The sequence below is a fragment of the Desulfuromonas svalbardensis genome (assembly GCF_055389415.1).
In genome coordinates, this window is sequence record NZ_AP042416.1 from 1515368 (window position 1) to 1534487 (window position 19120).

21 protein-coding genes are annotated in these 19120 nt (G+C 45.1%); all 21 read left to right on the forward strand.

All coding sequences use genetic code 11. The features are described 5' to 3' along the window. The first annotated feature begins 19 nt into the window (after window positions 1-19). The 21 genes from rpoB (at window position 20) to ACZ5KY_RS06870 (ending at window position 19113) form a co-directional block, all read left to right on the forward strand. A complete protein-coding gene (gene rpoB, locus ACZ5KY_RS06770) occupies window positions 20-4120 on the forward strand; it encodes a DNA-directed RNA polymerase subunit beta (RefSeq protein ID WP_464243136.1) in 4101 nt (1366 codons plus the stop codon). A 27-nt stretch (window positions 4121-4147) separates the two neighbouring features. Continuing rightward, window positions 4148-8317, forward strand: coding sequence for a DNA-directed RNA polymerase subunit beta' (rpoC, locus tag ACZ5KY_RS06775; RefSeq protein WP_464243137.1), 4170 nt, complete (start codon window positions 4148-4150; stop codon window positions 8315-8317). 134 nt (window positions 8318-8451) lie between these two features. After that, the gene (rpsL, locus tag ACZ5KY_RS06780) at window positions 8452-8823 is read left to right on the forward strand and encodes a 30S ribosomal protein S12 (RefSeq protein WP_464243138.1); all 372 of its coding nucleotides are present in this window, start codon (window positions 8452-8454) and stop codon (window positions 8821-8823) included. Between the two features lie 30 nt (window positions 8824-8853). Then, window positions 8854-9324 (forward strand): 30S ribosomal protein S7, encoded by a 471-nt coding sequence (gene rpsG, locus ACZ5KY_RS06785; RefSeq protein WP_464243139.1) that lies wholly within the window; start codon window positions 8854-8856, stop codon window positions 9322-9324. A 32-nt stretch (window positions 9325-9356) separates the two neighbouring features. Then, window positions 9357-11432, forward strand: a complete 2076-nt coding sequence (gene fusA, locus ACZ5KY_RS06790) for an elongation factor G (protein WP_464243140.1) — start codon at window positions 9357-9359, stop codon at window positions 11430-11432. 11 nt (window positions 11433-11443) lie between these two features. Then, on the forward strand, window positions 11444-12634 hold the full coding sequence (gene tuf / locus ACZ5KY_RS06795; protein ID WP_464243128.1) for an elongation factor Tu: 1191 nt from the start codon (window positions 11444-11446) through the stop codon (window positions 12632-12634). Window positions 12635-12647: 13 nt separating this feature from the next. Continuing rightward, the gene (gene rpsJ, locus ACZ5KY_RS06800) at window positions 12648-12956 is read left to right on the forward strand and encodes a 30S ribosomal protein S10 (protein ID WP_464243141.1); all 309 of its coding nucleotides are present in this window, start codon (window positions 12648-12650) and stop codon (window positions 12954-12956) included. A 30-nt stretch (window positions 12957-12986) separates the two neighbouring features. Further along, entirely contained in the window at window positions 12987-13616 is a 630-nt protein-coding gene (gene rplC / locus ACZ5KY_RS06805) for a 50S ribosomal protein L3 (protein ID WP_464244643.1), read from the forward strand. 32 nt (window positions 13617-13648) lie between these two features. Further along, window positions 13649-14269 (forward strand): 50S ribosomal protein L4, encoded by a 621-nt coding sequence (gene rplD / locus ACZ5KY_RS06810; protein ID WP_464243142.1) that lies wholly within the window; start codon window positions 13649-13651, stop codon window positions 14267-14269. Then, on the forward strand, window positions 14269-14556 hold the full coding sequence (locus tag ACZ5KY_RS06815) for a 50S ribosomal protein L23 (RefSeq protein ID WP_464243143.1): 288 nt from the start codon (window positions 14269-14271) through the stop codon (window positions 14554-14556). Before rplD ends, ACZ5KY_RS06815 begins: the two co-directional genes overlap by 1 nt. Window positions 14557-14586: 30 nt before the next feature. Then, complete coding sequence (gene rplB, locus ACZ5KY_RS06820) at window positions 14587-15411, forward strand: 50S ribosomal protein L2 (RefSeq protein WP_464243144.1); 825 nt, start codon at window positions 14587-14589, stop codon at window positions 15409-15411. 11 nt (window positions 15412-15422) lie between these two features. Next, window positions 15423-15701, forward strand: a complete 279-nt coding sequence (gene rpsS / locus ACZ5KY_RS06825; protein WP_464243145.1) for a 30S ribosomal protein S19 — start codon at window positions 15423-15425, stop codon at window positions 15699-15701. Between the two features lie 18 nt (window positions 15702-15719). Next, on the forward strand, window positions 15720-16052 hold the full coding sequence (gene rplV, locus ACZ5KY_RS06830; protein WP_464243146.1) for a 50S ribosomal protein L22: 333 nt from the start codon (window positions 15720-15722) through the stop codon (window positions 16050-16052). A gap of 20 nt (window positions 16053-16072) precedes the next feature. Continuing rightward, window positions 16073-16708 carry a 30S ribosomal protein S3 gene (rpsC, locus tag ACZ5KY_RS06835; protein ID WP_464243147.1) on the forward strand — a complete coding sequence of 212 codons (636 nt, stop codon included), beginning with the start codon at window positions 16073-16075 and terminating at the stop codon, window positions 16706-16708. Between the two features lie 25 nt (window positions 16709-16733). Further along, on the forward strand, window positions 16734-17159 hold the full coding sequence (gene rplP / locus ACZ5KY_RS06840) for a 50S ribosomal protein L16 (protein WP_464243148.1): 426 nt from the start codon (window positions 16734-16736) through the stop codon (window positions 17157-17159). Then, entirely contained in the window at window positions 17149-17337 is a 189-nt protein-coding gene (gene rpmC, locus ACZ5KY_RS06845; protein ID WP_464243149.1) for a 50S ribosomal protein L29, read from the forward strand. The genes rplP and rpmC overlap by 11 nt, the downstream gene beginning before the upstream one ends. 20 nt (window positions 17338-17357) lie before the next feature. After that, complete coding sequence (gene rpsQ / locus ACZ5KY_RS06850; RefSeq protein ID WP_464243150.1) at window positions 17358-17618, forward strand: 30S ribosomal protein S17; 261 nt, start codon at window positions 17358-17360, stop codon at window positions 17616-17618. Between the two features lie 15 nt (window positions 17619-17633). Then, window positions 17634-18002: a 50S ribosomal protein L14 gene (rplN, locus tag ACZ5KY_RS06855; protein WP_464243151.1), complete on the forward strand. Its 369-nt coding sequence runs from the start codon at window positions 17634-17636 to the stop codon at window positions 18000-18002. Between the two features lie 22 nt (window positions 18003-18024). Then, window positions 18025-18354, forward strand: a complete 330-nt coding sequence (gene rplX, locus ACZ5KY_RS06860) for a 50S ribosomal protein L24 (RefSeq protein WP_464243152.1) — start codon at window positions 18025-18027, stop codon at window positions 18352-18354. Window positions 18355-18365: 11 nt separating this feature from the next. Then, complete coding sequence (gene rplE / locus ACZ5KY_RS06865) at window positions 18366-18905, forward strand: 50S ribosomal protein L5 (protein ID WP_464243153.1); 540 nt, start codon at window positions 18366-18368, stop codon at window positions 18903-18905. A gap of 22 nt (window positions 18906-18927) precedes the next feature. Beyond that, window positions 18928-19113: a type Z 30S ribosomal protein S14 gene (locus ACZ5KY_RS06870; protein ID WP_464243154.1), complete on the forward strand. Its 186-nt coding sequence runs from the start codon at window positions 18928-18930 to the stop codon at window positions 19111-19113. Window positions 19114-19120 lie beyond the last annotated feature (7 nt).

The window sequence follows — 19120 nt, forward strand, 5'->3', positions numbered from 1 at the left end:
TATGTCTTAAGGAGTGACCATGGCTTATTCGATTGCGAATAACCCGTTATTACGCAAACATTTTTCTGAAATCAAACGTGTCATCGATATGCCTAACCTTATCGATATTCAGAAAAATTCATATAAGCGATTTCTTCAAGCCGAGTTGCCTGCAACCGCGCGTCAAGATGTCGGTTTAGAGGCAGTGTTTCGTTCTGTGTTCCCGATAAAGGATTTCAGTGAAACCTGTTCGCTTGAATATGTTTCTTATATGTTGGAAACTCCCAAATATGATGTTGAGGAGTGTCACCAACGCGGTATGACATTTGCTGCACCGGTGAAGGTGCGGGTGCGCCTAGTATCATGGGATGTTGACAAAGATACTGGTGTCCAATCGATTCGTGATATTAAGCAGCAGGAAGTTTACTTCGGTGAAATTCCTCTGATGACGAAAAATGGTACGTTTGTTATCAACGGCACTGAGCGTGTTATTGTAAGTCAATTACATCGTTCGCCGGGCGTATTTTATGATCACGATAAAGGTAAAACTCACTCAAGCGGTAAGCTTCTTTACAGTGCTCGTGTGATTCCTTACCGTGGTTCATGGTTAGATTTTGACTTTGACCATAAAGATCTACTTTATGTTCGCATCGACAGGCGGCGTAAGTTGCCCGCGACAGTTTTGCTTCAAGCTCTCGGATATAGTGCTGAGGAGCTACTCAGGTACTACTATGACGTTGAAGAATTGCAACTTGCTGATGGTGTTTATTCAAAAAAGGTCAATCTGAAACTTTTGACAGGACAGCGTGCTGTTTTAGATGTTGTTGATGCAGCAGGCGAAGTTCTGGTAAAGGCTAATCGTAAGTTTACTAAAGCAGCAATTCGCAAGATTGCCGACAGCGGTTTAGAGACAATCATGATCTCTGAAACCGAGGTGATTGGTAAAGTTGTTGCTTCTGATATTATCGATATGGAAACCGGTGAAATTCTAGTTGCGTGTAATCAGGAAATCACTGAAGCAACACTTGAAATTTTACGAGAAAAAGGGATCACTTCAGTAGAGACTCTCTTTATCGACAGTGTCCATGTTGGTTCATACTTCCGTGATACGTTAGTTCAGGATTCTGTGACCACTCCAGAAGAGGGAATGATTGAGATCTATCGGCGTCTTCGTCCTGGTGATCCACCAACCGTGCGTAGTGCTACATCTCTTTTTGAAGGTTTATTCTTCAACCCTGAGCGTTACGATCTATCTGTCGTTGGTCGATTAAAGTTGAACTATAAGCTAGATTTGGATATTCCGCTTGAGCATAGAACGCTCACAAAAGAGGATATCCTTGAAGTTGTTCGTTACTTAATTGAGTTACGTAGCGGTCGCGGTACGATTGATGATATTGATCACCTTGGCAATCGTCGTGTGCGTGCGGTTGGTGAGTTGCTCGAGAATCAGTATCGTGTTGGTTTGGTACGAATGGAGCGAGCGATAAAGGAGAGAATGAGTCTGCAAGAGGTTGATAGCCTGATGCCTCATGATCTGATCAACTCTAAGCCTGTTTCTGCAGTGGTTAAAGAGTTCTTTGGTTCGTCTCAGCTTTCGCAGTTCATGGATCAGACGAACCCTTTGTCTGAAATTACTCATAAGCGTCGCCTGTCCGCACTCGGACCCGGTGGTTTGACGCGTGAACGAGCTGGTTTTGAGGTGCGTGACGTTCATCCGACTCATTATGGTCGCGTATGTCCCATTGAAACTCCAGAGGGACCAAATATTGGTCTGATCGCTTCGTTGTCAACATATGCACGGATAAACGAGCACGGTTTTGTTGAGACACCGTACCGTCTTGTCAATGATGGTTGTGTGACTAGTGAGATTAAGTATTTCTCGGCTCTTGAAGAAGAGGGCCATGCTATTGCTCAGGCCAATGCTGTTTTGGATGACGATGGTCGCTTTGTAAATGAAGTGATTAATGCTCGTCAGTCGGGTGAATTCATGATGCTTAATCGTGATGAAATTCAGCTCATGGACGTATCACCAAAACAACTTGTATCTGTCGCTGCTTCGCTTATTCCATTCTTAGAAAATGATGATGCGAACCGTGCGTTGATGGGTTCCAATATGCAGCGCCAAGCTGTGCCGCTATTGCGTGCTGATGCACCATTGGTTGGAACTGGGATGGAGCGTACCGTTGCTCATGACTCAGGTGCTGCAGTTGTCGCTCGTCATGATGGTGTTGTAGAAGCTGTTGATGCGAGCCGGATTGTTGTCCGTATTGATGAAGGGCAAGAGGATGAAATGGGTACAGGTGTTGATATTTATAACCTGATCAAGTTTATCCGTTCGAACCAAAACACCTGTTTAAATCAAAAGCCAATTGTTGAAGTTGGAGATCATATAAAGAGTGGGGCGATTATTGCTGATGGCCCGTCAACTCAATGGGGTGAGCTTGGTTTGGGGCAAAATGTTTTAGTCGCATTTATGCCTTGGGAAGGTTACAACTTTGAGGACTCGATCTTAATCTCTGAAAAGTTGGTCAAAGAAGATCGTTACACCTCCATCCATGTTGAAGAATTTGAATGTGTGGCGCGTGACACAAAGTTAGGTAAAGAAGAAATTACTGATGATATTCCTAATCTCGGAGATGATGCTCTCAAGGATTTAGATGAGAGTGGAATTATCCGTATTGGTGCAGAAGTTAAGCCGGGTGATATTCTCGTTGGTAAAATCACCCCTAAAGGTGAGACGCAACTCTCGCCAGAGGAAAAACTTCTTCGGGCTATTTTCGGTGAGAAAGCTGGAGATGTAAGAGATACTTCTTTGCGTGTTTCTCCAGGTGTCGAAGGTGTTGTTATCGGAGCGCGTGTTTTCTCACGTAAGGGGTCTGATAAGGACGCACGTACTGAAAAAATTGAGCAACAAGAGATTGATAAGCTCATTAAGGATCAGAACGATGAGATTCGAATTATTCGTGAATCAGCCCGCAATAAGCTAATTGAACTATTGTCTGGTTATACCGTTGCAGCGTCCATCTCTGATGATGATGCCGTTGTGATTAAGAAAAATTCTGAGCTTAACGCTGAAACATTATCTGCACTTTCTATGAAACGCTGGAGTGAATTGTCTCTTGTAGATGGTGAAGCAATTGAAGAGCGCGTTGCGGAAATTACGCAGCGTCTTGGAGAGCGTGAAGAGTTAATTAAGCGTTTCTTTGCGGACAAAATAGATAAAATTAAGCGCGGCGACGATTTGCAGCCCGGCGTGATTAAGATGGTCAAAATCTATATCGCCATTAAACGGAAATTGTCCGTTGGTGATAAGATGGCTGGACGACATGGCAACAAGGGTGTTTTGTCAAGAATTCTGCCCGAAGAAGATATGCCATATACTGCAGACGGTACTCCTGTCGAGATTGTGTTGAATCCATTGGGTGTCCCTTCACGGATGAACGTCGGACAGATCCTAGAGATTCACTTAGGACTTGCTGCGCGCGGACTAGGGAATCAAATTCAGGAAGTGTTAAATCGTCAGCATGAAATAAATGAAGTTCGTGATAAGATTAAAGATGTTTATGAAAATGAAGAGTTGAACCCATTTTTAGATGGGTTACCTGACACTGATGTGATGAAGCTGGCAAAACGGTTAGCTCCAGGTGTGCCGATGGCTTCTCCTGTTTTTGAGGGAGTCAACGAAGCAGAAATTAAAAGGCAGATCAGCCGCTCTGGCTATCCAACATCAGGTCAACTTACATTATATAATGGTAAAACTGGCGAGGCTTTTAAAGAGCAAGTTACCGTCGGCATTATGTATATGTTGAAATTGCATCACTTGGTCGATGATAAGATTCATGCACGGAGTATTGGTCCTTATAGCCTTGTTACGCAGCAGCCATTGGGTGGTAAAGCTCAATTTGGTGGTCAGCGTTTGGGTGAGATGGAAGTCTGGGCTATGGAAGCATATGGTGCAGCGCACGCATTGCAAGAATTCTTAACGGTTAAGTCGGATGATGTTGCTGGTCGTACGCGGATGTATGAAGCCATTGTTAAAGGGCGCCATACGTTAGAAGCAGGCTTGCCTGAGTCGTTTAATGTTCTGATTAAGGAACTTCAAGCACTTTGTCTAGATGTTGAGCTTCAGGAAAACGAATAAACCTGCCATCCCCTAAGGAGATGTGTTTTGGAAGATATTTTTAGCCTATTTGAACGTCCAAAAGATCCATTGAGTTTCGATAAAATTCGACTATCATTGTCTTCACCCGAGGCAATAAGGGAGCGATCTTTTGGTGAAGTCAAGAAGCCGGAGACCATTAATTATCGCACGTTTAAACCCGAGCGTGATGGTCTGTTTTGTGCGAAAATCTTTGGACCTGTAAAAGATTACGAGTGCAATTGTGGCAAATACAAGCGGATGAAGCACCGTGGTATCGTCTGCGAAAAATGTGGTGTAGAGGTTATCCCTAGTAAGGTTCGCCGTGAGCGTCTTGCTCATATCGATCTGGCTTGCCCTGTTGCGCATATTTGGTTCTTGAAGTCTTTGCCTTCTCGTATTGCAACGCTTCTTGATATGACCCTGAAGGAACTTGAAAAAGTACTTTATTTTGAAGCTTATGTTGTCCTTGATAAAGGGGACGCACCGCTTGAAAATGGTGCAATTCTTTCGGAAGATAAATATCGCGAGTTGATGGATGAGTTTGCTGGCCAGTTTACCGCAAGCATGGGTGCTGAGGCTGTTCGTGAACTTCTTTCGGCCCTTGAGCTTGAAGAGATTGCCGAAGTCCTTCGTGTCGAGATGCGTGAGTCAGCCAGTGAGGCGAAGCGCAAGAAGGTTGCTAAACGACTTAAGGTTGTCAATGCATTCATGCGTAGTGGTAACCGCCCAGAGTGGATGATTCTTGAAGTTATCCCAGTGCTGCCACCAGAGTTACGACCATTGGTTCCTCTCGATGGTGGACGTTTTGCAACCTCAGATTTAAATGATTTGTATCGTCGTGTTATTAATCGTAACAACCGCTTGAAGCGCTTGATGGAATTGCGTGCTCCAGATGTTATTATCCGTAACGAAAAACGGATGTTGCAAGAAGCGGTTGATGCTTTATTTGACAATGGTCGTCGTGGTCGTGCAATTACAGGGCCCAATAAGCGCCCGTTAAAATCCATGTCAGATATGCTCAAGGGTAAAGGCGGTCGTTTCCGTCAAAACCTTCTTGGTAAGCGTGTTGACTATTCAGGTCGTTCAGTCATTGTTGTTGGTCCTGAGCTTAAGCTTCATCAGTGTGGCTTGCCAAAGAAGATGGCCGTTGAGCTGTTTAAGCCTTTTATTTACAATAAACTTGAAGAGCGTGGTTTTTGCACGACGATTAAGAGTGCTAAGAAATTAGTTGAAAAAGAGAAGCCCGAAGTATGGGACGTTCTTGAAGAGGTCATTAAAGAGCATCCTGTTATGCTGAACCGGGCACCAACTTTGCACCGTTTAGGTATTCAGGCGTTTGAGCCTGTTCTTGTTGAGGGTAAGGCGATTCAGTTGCACCCTTTGGTTTGTGCTGCATTTAATGCTGACTTTGACGGTGACCAGATGGCGGTTCATTTACCTCTGTCAATAGAGAGTCAAATTGAAGCACGAGTGTTGATGATGTCGACCAACAACATCTTGTCTCCAGCAAATGGCAAGCCAATTATTGTACCTTCACAGGATATGATCTTGGGCATCTATTACATGACGAGAATTCGTCCATTTGTTGAAGGTTCAGGTAAGATCTTCTCCTCTTCAGATGAAGTTCAAATTGCTTATGATTCTGGTGCTGTTGACTTGCAGGCTGGAATTAAGGTTAGGATCAAGCGTACCGATTGCGAAGAGGCTGTGTTAACTGAAACCTCTGTAGGTCGTGTTTTGTTGCGTGAGGCTGTCCCTGCTGGGATCCCCTTCGACTATATCAACAAAGTCATGACTAAAAAGCAGGTTGGTGAACTGATTGATGCAAGTTTCCGTCTTGTTGGTAATAAGGAAACGGTTATCTTGGCTGACAAGCTCAAACAGACAGGTTATCGCTTCTCAACATTGGCTGGGATTTCAATTTGCCTCGATAATATGGTCGTTCCTGAAAGTAAGCCTGAATATATTGACACGGCCCTCTCTGAGGTTAAGGAGATTCAAAGTCAGTATACCGAAGGTTTAATTACTGATGGTGAGCGCTACAACAAAGTCATTGATATCTGGGCGAAATGTACTGAAGATATTGCTGGCACTATGCTTGGTGATTTATCTGTTGATGAGTTTATCTCTGAATCGGGTGAAAAAATAGAGTCTGCATCATTTAATGCGATCCATATGATGGCTGACTCTGGGGCTCGAGGTAGTGCGCAACAGATTCGTCAGTTGGCAGGTATGCGTGGTTTGATGGCAAAGCCTTCAGGTGAAATTATTGAAACACCGATTACCGCGAACTTCCGTGAGGGTTTAACGGTACTTCAGTATTTTATTTCGACTCATGGTGCGCGTAAAGGTTTGGCCGATACCGCGCTTAAGACGGCGAACTCTGGTTACTTGACCCGTCGTCTTGTTGATGTTGCTCAAGATGCCATCATTACTGAACGTGATTGTGAAACCATTGATGGTATTATGGTTAATTCACTCACTGAGGGTGGTGAGGTTATTGAGTCGCTTGGCGACCGTATTTTAGGTCGTACTGCTCTTGAAGATGTTTGTGATCCGATGACGGGCGAGTTAATTGTACCTGCCAACCAAGAGATTACAGAAACGCTGGTTGCTCAAATTGAGCAAGCAGGGATAGAAAAACTGCAGATTCGTTCCGTATTAACGTGTAAGAGTAAGCACGGTATTTGTGCGACCTGTTATGGACGTGATCTTGCTCGTGGTCATATGGTTAATCTCGGTGAAGCTGTTGGTGTTATTGCTGCACAATCAATCGGTGAGCCGGGTACGCAGCTTACAATGCGTACTTTCCATATCGGTGGTACTGCATCGCGTCGTGCTGAACAGACATCCCTTGAGGCACGGTTTGATGGGGACTTGCAGTTTGTCAATTTGAAAACGGTTATCGACCGTGATGGGCATTACGTCGTTATGAGTCGTAATGGTGAAATCGTTATCGTTGACGAAACCGGTCGTGAGCGCGAGCGCCATGCACTGGTTTATGGTTCACGAATAACTGTTGGCGATGGTGCACCTGTTACTGCTGGAATGTTGTTGGCGGAGTGGGACCCTTACACCATGCCAATTTTGACTGAGGTATCTGGTCAAGTAGGCTTTAGTGATGTCCTTATCGGCGTTACTATGGATGAAAAAGTTGATGATGTAACCGGATTGTCACGTAAGGTTATTATTGAAACAAAGCTTACGGACAAACGACCAAGAATTGTCATGAAAGATGAAGAGGGTCGCTCTGTTAAGCTGCCTACGGGGCTTCCTGCAAGATATATGCTTCCAGTTGGTGCAAATATTATTGCTCCTGAGGGTACAGAAGTTCTTGCCGGTGACGTTTTAGCTAAGATTCCTCGTGAAACGACTAAGACCAAAGATATTACTGGAGGCTTGCCACGCGTTGCGGAACTGTTTGAAGCACGTAAGCCAAAGGAATTTGCGGTCTTGACCGAAATTGATGGTATTGTTACGTTTGGTAAGGATTCAAAAGGTAAGCGTAAGGTTGTTGTCACACCAGAGTTTGGCGAGCCAATGGAGTTTTTGATCCCTAAAGGCAAGCATATCAGTGTACATGAAGGTGATATTGTACAAGCTGGTGAGCCGCTGATGGATGGTCCTCGTAATCCACACGACATTTTACGTGTATTGGGTGAAAAGGAATTAGCTAAGTACTTGGTTGATGAGGTTCAAGAGGTTTATCGTCTCCAGGGTGTTGCTATCAACGATAAGCATATTGAGACAATTGTTCGTCAGATGCTTCGAAGAGTCAGAATTCTTGAAGTTGGTGATACTCATTTCCTTATCGATGATCAAGTTTCTCGTATTGATTTTGAAAACGAAAATGAGCGCATCTTTGATCTGGATGGTCAACCGGCCATCGGTGAGCCAGTTATGCTTGGTATTACCAAGGCTTCATTGTCTACTGAGTCATTTATTTCGGCTGCATCGTTCCAAGAAACAACAAAAGTCTTGACTCAGGCATCAATTGAGGGCAAAGTCGATCACCTTCGTGGTTTGAAGGAAAATGTAATTATGGGCCGTTTGATCCCCGCAGGAACAGGGATCGTTAAGTATCGCAGTGCTAAGCTGCTGGTTGCTGAGTCAGAGCAGCTTGCTGAGCAAGGCGTTGTAGAGTCTACTGAGGTTGCAGATGCAGCGGATGTAGAACCAGTTACGGCAGAAAGTTAATGCAGTAAATAAAAAGTTTGTTTTTTCGTACAACTGCCTTGACAAGTGTCGAGGCAGTTGTTATTGTTCGCTGGTTTCCCTGACGGGAAACTTGTTCTTTCAATTCTGTGAATAGTAATTTCGGGAGTAAGTAAATGCCGACAATCAATCAGTTGGTCCGTAAGGGACGCAAGAAAAAAGAGCGGAAGTCAACCGCGCCTGCACTAAAGTCGAATCCGCAGCGCCGTGGAGTATGTACGCGTGTATATACTACGACACCCAAGAAGCCAAACTCTGCTTTGAGGAAGGTCGCTCGTGTCCGTCTTACAAATGGCATCGTTGTCACTTCGTATATACCAGGTGTTGGTCACAACTTGCAGGAGCACTCTGTTGTTCTTGTTCGTGGTGGTCGTGTGAAGGATTTACCTGGTGTTCGTTATCATATCGTTCGTGGTACTTTGGATTTGGCCGGTGTTCAGGGTCGTATGCAGGGTCGTTCGAAGTATGGTGTTAAGCGTCCTAAGTAAAATTTTCGTTAATGATGGGGTAGTCCAGTTATGCCAAGAAGAAGAGAAGTCGCAAAGCGGATCGTATTAGCTGATCCGAAGTACAACGACAAGTTAGTGACAAAGTTCGTTAACAACCTTATGATCGGTGGCAAGAAAAGTGTTGCTGAAAAGATTGTTTATGGTGCGTTTGACTTAGTTGTCGAGAGAAGTGGTGAGGATGCTGTTGAGGTGTTCAAGAAGGCGTTCGAGAATATTCGCCCACTTCTTGAGGTTAAGTCTCGCCGTGTTGGTGGTTCAACTTATCAGGTTCCCATTGAGGTCCGTCCTGACCGTCGAAATGCACTCGTGATCCGTTGGGTATTAACAGCGTCACGTGGCCGTGGTGAGAAGACCATGTGTGAGCGTTTGGCAGCCGAGCTTCTGGATGCAGCGAATAATCGCGGTGCGTCTGTGAAGAAGAAGGAAGATACTCATCGTATGGCTGAGGCGAATAAGGCCTTTGCTCATTACCGTTGGTAACTTGTAGTTTGTTGTTTGGAGGATGTTGAGCTGTGGCACGTAATGTATCTCTATCTAAGACACGTAATATTGGCATCATGGCACATATTGATGCGGGTAAAACGACAACAACTGAGCGTATTCTGTACTATACAGGTGTGTCTCACAAGATCGGTGAAGTTCATGATGGCGCAGCCACAATGGACTGGATGGAGCAGGAGCAAGAGCGCGGAATTACTATTACCTCAGCTGCAACAACCTGTTTCTGGAACGATTACCGAGTAAATATAATTGATACCCCTGGTCATGTCGACTTTACTATTGAAGTAGAGCGCTCTTTGCGCGTGCTTGATGGTGCTGTTGCTGTGTTCTGTTCTGTTGGTGGCGTTGAGCCTCAGTCTGAGACTGTTTGGCGTCAAGCTGATAAGTACGGTGTACCTCGTCTTGCTTTTGTTAATAAGATGGACCGTACTGGTGCTGACTTTCAAAATGGTGTTGATATGATGCGTGACCGTTTGGGTGCAAACCCTGTCGCGCTTCAACTTCCTATTGGTAAGGAAGATTACTTTAAGGGTGTTGTCGACCTTGTTAAAATGACGGCTTTTGTTTGGGACGATGAGTCTCTCGGGGCTAAATTTGACGAAGTTGAAATTCCTGCTGACATGGTTGAAGCGGTTGCGGAAGCGCGCGAAGCGATGTTGGATGAGTTGTCGTCTCACGATGATGATTTGATGGAAAAATACCTCGGTGGTGAAGAGATTACTGTTGACGAATTGAAGGCGAGCATTCGTCGTGCGACGATTGGCCTTCATATTAATCCTGTCCTATGTGGTAGTGCATTTAAAAACAAAGGTGTTCAGCATTTGCTTGATGCCGTTGTTGATTACATGCCCTGTCCTACCGATGTTCCAGCAATCGAGGGTGTCGATCCTAAGGGTAATGATATTACCCGTCCTGCCGATGACGCAGGTTCTTTTGCTGCTCTTGCTTTCAAAATCATGACAGACCCTTTTGTTGGTCAACTTACTTTCTTCCGTGTTTATTCAGGTGTTGCTCAGGCCGGATCGTTTGTTCTGAATTCGACCAAAGGCAAAAAAGAGCGCTTGGGTCGTATTCTTAAGATGCACGCCAATAAGCGAGAAGAGATTAAGGAAGTTTACGCTGGTGATATTGCGGCTGCGGTCGGTCTTAAGTATAGTACCACCGGTGATACTCTTTGTGCTCTTGATGACGAATGTCTGCTGGAAGCTATGGAATTTCCTGAGCCAGTTATTCATATTGCTGTTGAGCCTAAGACTAAAAGTGATCAAGAGAAAATGGGTACGGCTCTTGGTAAACTTTTGGCTGAGGATCCTTCTCTTCGCGTTCGTTCTGATGAGGAAACTGGTCAGACGATCTTGTCGGGTATGGGCGAGCTCCACCTTGAAGTTATTATTGACCGTATGAAGCGTGAGTTTAGTGTTGAAGCAAACATTGGCGCGCCTCAGGTTGCTTACCGTGAGTCCATTACACGTAAGGTCGAGGTTCAGGGTAAGTTTGTTCGTCAGTCTGGTGGCCGTGGTCAGTATGGTGACTGTTGGTTGCGTATTGAGCCTTCGGAGCCGGGTGATGGTTTTGAGTTTGTTGATGCGATCAAGGGCGGTGCGATTCCTCGCGAGTATATTAGTGCTGTCGGCAAGGGTGCTGAAGAAGCATCTCAGAACGGTGTGCTTGCAGGGTTCCCAATCGTCGATGTTAAGGTAACTGTCTATGACGGTTCTTATCATGATGTTGACTCAAACGAGATGGCATTTAAAATTGCTGGTTCACTGGGCTTTAAAGAGGGTGCAGCCAAGGCTGGTCCCGCTCTGCTTGAGCCGATGATGTCAGTTGAAGTGGTTGTTCCTGAAGAGTACATGGGTGACGTAATTGGTGACTTGAATAGTCGTCGCGGCAAGATTCAGGGTATGGAATCTCGTGGTGGTGCTCAGGTGATTGGTGCGCATGTGCCTCTATCTAGTATGTTTGGATATGCGACAGATTTGCGAAGTGCAACTCAGGGTCGTGCGAACTACACAATGGTATTTGATCATTACGAGCAGGTACCTAAGGCGATTTCTGAAGAAATTATCGCAAAAGTTAAGGGCTAAGGAGTAAAGTCATGGCAAAGGAAAAATTTGAAAGAACAAAACCCCATGTCAACATTGGTACAATTGGCCACGTTGACCATGGTAAGACCACACTGACTGCAGCAATTACAAAAGTAATGGCTGGTCTGGGTCAAGCAGAGATGCGCGCATTTGACCAAATTGACAATGCACCAGAAGAGCGCGAGCGTGGTATTACCATCGCAACAGCTCACGTCGAGTATGAAACAGCGGCTCGTCACTATGCACACGTTGATTGCCCCGGTCACGCTGACTATGTAAAGAACATGATTACCGGTGCGGCTCAGATGGACGGAGCAATTCTTGTATGTTCAGCAGCAGATGGTCCCATGCCTCAGACTCGTGAGCACATTTTGCTTGCCCGTCAGGTTGGTGTTCCTGCGATCGTTGTTTTCTTGAATAAAGCAGACATGGTTGATGATGAAGAGTTGATGGAGCTGGTTGAGATGGAGATTCGTGAGCTGTTGTCCGCTTATGACTTCCCCGGCGACGACCTCCCTGTCATTCCAGGTTCTGCTCTTAAGGCTCTCCAGTGTGCAACAGGTGAGGCTGATGAGCAACCCATTCACGATTTGATGGCTGCTGTTGATGCTTATATTCCTGAGCCTGAGCGTGCAGTTAATCTTCCATTCTTGATGCCAGTTGAGGACGTGTTCTCAATCTCTGGTCGTGGTACTGTTGCAACAGGTCGTATCGAGCGCGGTATTGTTAAAGTTGGTGAAGAGATCGAAATCGTTGGTATGAAGGAAACAGCTAAGACAACCGTAACGGGTGTCGAGATGTTCCGTAAGCTACTTGATCAAGGTCAAGCGGGCGACAACGTTGGCGTACTCCTTCGTGGTGTTAAACGTGAAGACATTGAGCGCGGGCAAGTATTGTCGCACCCAGGCAGCATTAAGCCTCACACACGCTTTAAGGCAGAGGCCTATATCCTAACAAAAGAAGAGGGCGGTCGTCACACTCCATTCTTTAAAGGGTATCGTCCACAGTTCTACTTCCGCACAACAGACGTAACAGGAATCGTAGAATTGCCAGAAGGCGTTGAGATGGTAATGCCTGGTGACAATATCGCCATGACTGTAGATATGATCACACCAATTGCTATGGATAAAGAGCTGCGCTTCGCGATTCGTGAAGGTGGTCGTACTGTTGGTGCCGGTGTCGTTAGTGAAATTATTGAGTAATCGAGGTTAGAAAATGTCCAGTCAGAAAATAAGAATTCGCCTGAAGGCGTATGATCATAAGCTGCTTGATATGGCAGTCAATGAAATTGTCGATACGGTGAAACGGACTGGGTCCCACTTGGCGGGTCCTATCCCGCTACCTACAGTAATTAATAAGTACTGTGTGTTGCGTGGTCCCCATGTAAATAAGACAAGTCGTGAGCAATTTGAGATTCGTACTCATAAGCGTCTCGTAGATATATTGGATCCTACACAGCAAACGGTAGATGCGTTGATGAAGTTAGATTTGTCAGCTGGTGTCTTCGTTGAAATTAAGCTCTAGGTTCGAATAGCTTTTGATAAGGATAGTATGATGGTAAACGGAATTCTGGGAAAAAAACTGGGTATGACCCAGATATTTACCGAGAACGGTATGCGCATCCCGGTAACTGTTGTTGAAGCTGGGCCGTGTACGGTTGTGCAGAAGAAAGTCACTGAGACTGATGGTTATAGTTCAGTTCAACTTGGCTTTGGAGCACAGAAAGCACACCGCATTAACAAGCCAGAGATGGGTCATTTTAAGAAAGCGGGGAAGGGTGTTTTTGCTCATCTTCGTGAGATGGATGGCGACATTGAAGGCTGTGAAGTGGGTTCAGAAATTGTTTGTTCTGATGTGTTTGCTGTCGGTGATGTTGTAGATGTCTCTGGTACAAGTAAAGGTAAGGGGTTTCAGGGGGTAATTAAGCGCTGGAATTTCTCCGGTGGTCGCTCTACTCACGGTTCTACATTTCACCGTGGCCCTGGTTCGATTGGTTGTAGTGCTACGCCTGCTCATGTTTTTAAAGGCAAGAAAATGGCAGGCCAGATGGGTAATGAACGCGTAACAGTTCAAAATCTTGAAGTTGTTGCCGTTCGTGCAGACCAAAATTTGATTCTCATCAAGGGCGCAGTACCGGGCCCTAAGAATGGACTGGTCTCAATCCACAAGGCCGTTAAGGCATAAGTCGGGCCCAGTGGTGATACGGGAGAAGTAAGATGGCAAAGGTAACAGTTTACGATATGGAAAAGAACCAAGTGTCTGAGCGTGAGCTTTCAGATGCAATTTTCGACACAGAAGTGAAGAAATATTTGGTTCATGATATGGTTCGCTACCAGATGGCGGCTCGTCGTCAAGGTACGGCAGCTACGAAAAACCGTAGTGCTGTTGCCGGTGGTGGTAAGAAACCATTTAAGCAAAAAGGTACTGGTAATGCACGTCAGGGTACAGTTTCAGCACCGAATCATGTTGGTGGTGGTTGTGCATTTGGCCCAAGCCCACGCGATTACAGCTTTAAGCTTAATCGCAAGGTTAAAAAATTGGCACTGTGCTCAGCATTGTCTGCCCGTTTTCAGGCTGAAAAATTGACTGTTTTGTCAGATTTGCAACTTGATGCGATTAGCACAAAGAACTTTAAACAGGTATTTGATACGTTTGACATGGATAATGCTTTAGTAGTTATTGGTTCTGCATGTCCAGAGGTTGAATTATCTGCAAGAAACCTGTATAAGATCAAAGTTGTTCGTGCTGAAGGTGTTAACGTCTATGACGTTATGAAGTACTCCAATTTAGTTCTGACAGAAGGTGCTGTTGATCAACTGGAAGGAGCATTGGCGTAATGAAACCTTTACATCAAGTAATAAAGAAGCCTCTGGTTACCGAAAAAACTGCAATGCAGAAAGAAGAAGGACGCGTTGTCGTGTTTGAAGTGGCTAAGGACGCAAACAAGATCGAGATAAAGCAGGCTGTAGAAAAAGCTTTCGACGTTAAGGTAGAAGATGTTAACACCATGATTGTTGCGGGTAAAGTGAAGCGTGTTGGCAAGCAGTTTGGTAAGAGGCCAAATCGCAAAAAAGCATATGTGACTCTCGCTGAAGGTAGTAACATCGACTTCTTTGGTGTGTGATTACAGTCTTAGAGATACGGAGTTAGAATAATGGCGATCAAAAAGTTTAAGCCGACCTCGCCGGGGCGCCGTCACATGACCGCCTCAACTTTCGAGGAGGTTACAACAGCGACACCGGAAAAGTCACTTTTGGAACCTTTGAAAAAGTCTGGTGGACGTAATAATAACGGGCGAATAACCAAGCGACACACAGGCGGTGGACACAAGCGTAAATACCGGGTAATTGATTTTAGGCGTGAGAAAAAAGAGATTCCAGCACGTGTGGTTTCTGTAGAGTATGACCCTAATCGATCTTCTCGTATTGCATTGCTTAATTACGCCGACGGTGAGAAGCGTTATATCCTTGCACCAGTAGGATTAACCGTTGGTACTGAGGTTATTGCAAGCGAAACAGCAGATATCCAACCAGGTAATGCAATGATGATCCGATCAATTCCTTTGGGGACTTGGATTCATAATGTAGAACTAAAGGCTGGTAAGGGTGGTCAGTTGGCTCGTAGTGCTGGTGCCTATGCAATGATAGCTGCAAAAGAGGGTCGTTATGCCCAGTTGCGGTTACCATCAGGCGAAGTGCGTCTCGTACTGCAAGAGTGCTGTGCAACAATCGGTCAAGTAGGCAATACTGATCATGAAAATATCAAGATTGGTAAAGCTGGTCGTAACAGATGGTTGGGCAAACGTCCTCAGTCTCGTGGTGTTGTTATGAACCCTGTCGATCACCCTCATGGTGGTGGTGAAGGTAAGAGTTCAGGCGGACGGCATCCAGTGACACCGTGGGGTGTTCCGACCAAAGGATATAAAACTCGTAGCAATAAACGTACTGATCGTTTTATTGTGCGGCGTCGGAATAAGTAGAGGAGAATATCGTGGCTAGATCAATTAAAAAAGGACCATACGTTCAGGATAGCTTGTTACGTAAGGTTGATTTGGATGGTGGTACTACGGCCAGTAAGGTTATTAAGACCTGGTCTCGCCGAAGCACGATTATTCCCGAGTTCGTAGGACATACCTTTGCGGTACATAACGGTAAAAAGTTTTTGCCAGTCTATGTATCTGAAAATATGGTAGGTCACAAGCTTGGTGAGTTCGCTCCAACCCGTACGTATTACGGTCATGGATCTGACAAGAAATCCAAGAGAAAATAATCGCAACGGAGTTCCAGCATGGAAGCAAAAGCGAAATTAAGATATGTTCGCATGTCACCTCAAAAAGCACGATTAGTTGTGGACATGATACGTGGTAAAAATGTTCAAGATGCGTTGAATATTTTACGTTTCTCACCCCAAAAGCCTGCCGATATTGTTGCAGAGTTGGTGAAGTCTGCAGTGGCAAACGCTGAACAAAAAGGTGTCTCTGATGTTGACAGTATGTTTGTCCGTGAGATAACTGTTGATCAAGGTCCTGCCTTGAAGCGTTTTATCCCACGTGCTCAGGGGCGTGCAAGTAAGATTCGTAAACCAACAAGTCACGTTCAGGTTGTACTGGACGAACATTAGCCGATCAAGGAGGTGATAGTTTGGGCCAGAAAGTTCATCCTATAGGTTTTCGCCTGGGTGTTATTAGAACCTGGGAGTCAAAGTGGTATGCAGATGGGGATTATGCACAATTTGTGCATGAAGATCTTAAGCTGCGTAATTATCTAAAAAAACGGCTTTATCATGCCGGTATCGCTAAGATTGAAATTGAGCGTGCTGCAGGTAAGATGAAGCTGAATATTTTCGCGGCGCGTCCTGGTATTATTATCGGGAAGCGTGGTTCGGAAGTTGAGGCTCTCAAGGTAGAGCTGGCCAAACTCACCGATAAAGAGATCTTTCTCAACATTCAAGAAGTTCGCAAGCCAGAAATGTGCGCGCAACTTGTTGCAGAAGGTGTTGCATTGCAGTTGGAGCGTCGTGTTGCTTTCCGTCGTGCAATGAAACGCAGTGTTGGTCAGTCTCTTCGTTTTGGAGCTCAAGGCATTAAGATTACGTGTAGTGGTCGTCTTGGTGGTGCTGAAATGAGCCGTACAGAATGGTATCGTGAGGGCCGTGTTCCTTTGCACACAATTCGTGCAGATATCGACTACGGTTTTGCTGAGGCTAAAACGACTTACGGCATTATTGGTATTAAAGTTCTCATCTTCAAGGGTGAAGTTCTTTCGCGAGAACTATAGTCTTGTCGGATAGGAGTATGTAGTTATGTTAATGCCTAAGAAGGTTAAGCATAGAAAGCAGTTTAAGGGCCGCATGAAAGGTGCTGCGAAGGGAGCCACCGATATTAATTTCGGTGACTATGGTCTTCAAGCAACTAATCGTGGCTGGTTGTCATCGCGGCAAATTGAGTCAGCGCGTCGTGCAATGACTCGGTATATTAAACGTGGTGGTAAAATTTGGATCCGGTGTTTTCCTGCCAAGTCCCTAACTCGTAAGGCAGCTGAGACGCGTATGGGTAAAGGTAAGGGGTCACCTGATAGTTGGGTTGCGGTAATTAGGCCAGGTCAGATTCTTTATGAAATGCATGGTGTTACTGAAGCGATAGCACGTGAAGCATTTCGTTTAGCGGCGCATAAGTTGCCAATTCCTACAAAGTTTATAGCTAGAGAGGAGACTTCTAATGACTGCTAAAGAATTAGTTGGCCTCAGCGTAGAAGAGCTTGAGGGGAAATCTCTGGAGTTGAGTCAGGAACTTTTTAACTTGAAATTTCAACTGCACACTGGGCATCTTGAGAATACCGCTAAGATCTCTGGTTTGCGGAAGGATATTGCTCGAGTTAAGACTGTTCTGCAGCAGAAACTAGCGTAATAGGTGTTGAGGTGAGCAAAATGGCAACAGATCTTCGTAATAAAAAGAAACTGGTAGGTTTTGTTACCAGTGATAAGATGGATAAAACTGTCGTTGTTAAAGTAGATAAACTTGTAAAGCATCCTGTTTACGGGAAATATCTGAAGCGCAGTGAAAAATATAAGGCACATGACGAGAACAATACATGTGTTGTTGGTGATAAAGTTCTCATTTCAGAGGCGCGTCCTCTGTCAAGAGATAAACGCTGGCGTGTCAGTGAAATTCTTGATAATACGCTGTAGGCTGGGAGATCAATAATGATTCAGATGCAAACCGTACTTGATGTGGCCGATAACTCCGGAGCTCGGAGACTCTGCTGCATTAAGGTTTTGGGTGGTTCAAAAAGGAAATATGCAGGACTCGGTGATATCATCGTGTGCTCTGTCCGCGAGGCCATGCCCAATTCTAAAGTAAAAAAAGGTGATGTTATTCGAGCGGTTGTTGTTCGAACCGCCAAAGAGGTTACGCGACCAGATGGTTCCCGTATTCGCTTTGATAAGAATTCTGCTGTTGTCGTCAACGCCGCAGGTGAGCCAGTAGGTACTCGTATCTTTGGTCCTGTAGCACGTGAATTGCGTGCACGGCGTTTTATGAAAATCGTATCTCTGGCACCTGAGGTGCTTTGATACGGCCTGGAGATTATCAGAAATGGCTGTAAAAAAGTTTCATGTCAAAAAAGGCGATCTTGTTCAGGTGATGGCTGGTAAAGAAAAAGGGAAGCAAGGTAAAGTGCTTCAAGTTTTTTTCACCAAAAACCGCCTAACAGTTGAGAACCTGAACATCGTTAAGCGCCACACGCGGCCTTCTCGTCAGAATCAAGAAGGTGGAATCGTAGAGAAAGAAGCTGCAATTGCGGCCTCTAATGTCATGATCGTTTGTAGTTCTTGCAATCAACCAACTCGTACTGGTCTTCGCACACTAGAAGATGGTACAAGAGTTCGTAGTTGTAAAAAATGCAACGAGACTGTCGATAGGTAATGGAGATTTAAATGGCCAGGTTAAAAGAAAGATACAATAGTGAGCTGGCACCTAATTTACTTAAGTCCCTGCAGCTAGATAATGTTATGCAGGTACCGCGTGTAGAAAAGGTGGTTGTGAATATGGGTATCGGTGAGGCTATCCAGAATATTAAACTGCTGGAGTCTGCTGTTGAAGAACTCCGTATGATTACTGGACAGAAGCCGGTCATCACAAAGGCTAAAAAGTCTATTGCAGGCTTTAAGCTTCGTGAGGATATGCCAATCGGTTGTATGGTGACATTGCGCCGTGATCGTGCTTATGAATTTCTCGATCGCTTAATTAATATTGCTCTACCACGTGTACGTGACTTTAAGGGTATTTCCCCTAAAGCGTTTGATGGTCGTGGCAATTATACGCTAGGTGTTCGTGAGCAGATTATTTTCCCTGAGATTGACTTAGAGGAAATCGCTAAAATCGGCGGAATGAATATCTCGATCGTAACCTCAGCGGCAACTGATGAAGAAGGTCGTGCTCTGTTAGCAGAGTTTGGCATGCCGTTCAGGAAATAATAAGGCGATATCGGAGGAAGTTTTGGCAAAAAAATCAATGATAGCAAAAGCGGCTCGGACGCAAAAATTTCAAGTTAGGAAGTATACACGCTGTCCTCTCTGTGGTCGTCCGCGCGCCTATTATCGGAAGTTTAACATGTGTCGGATTTGCTTGCGTAAATTGGCACTAGAAGGTAAACTTCCAGGCGTTTTGAAATCTAGTTGGTAACGTACAA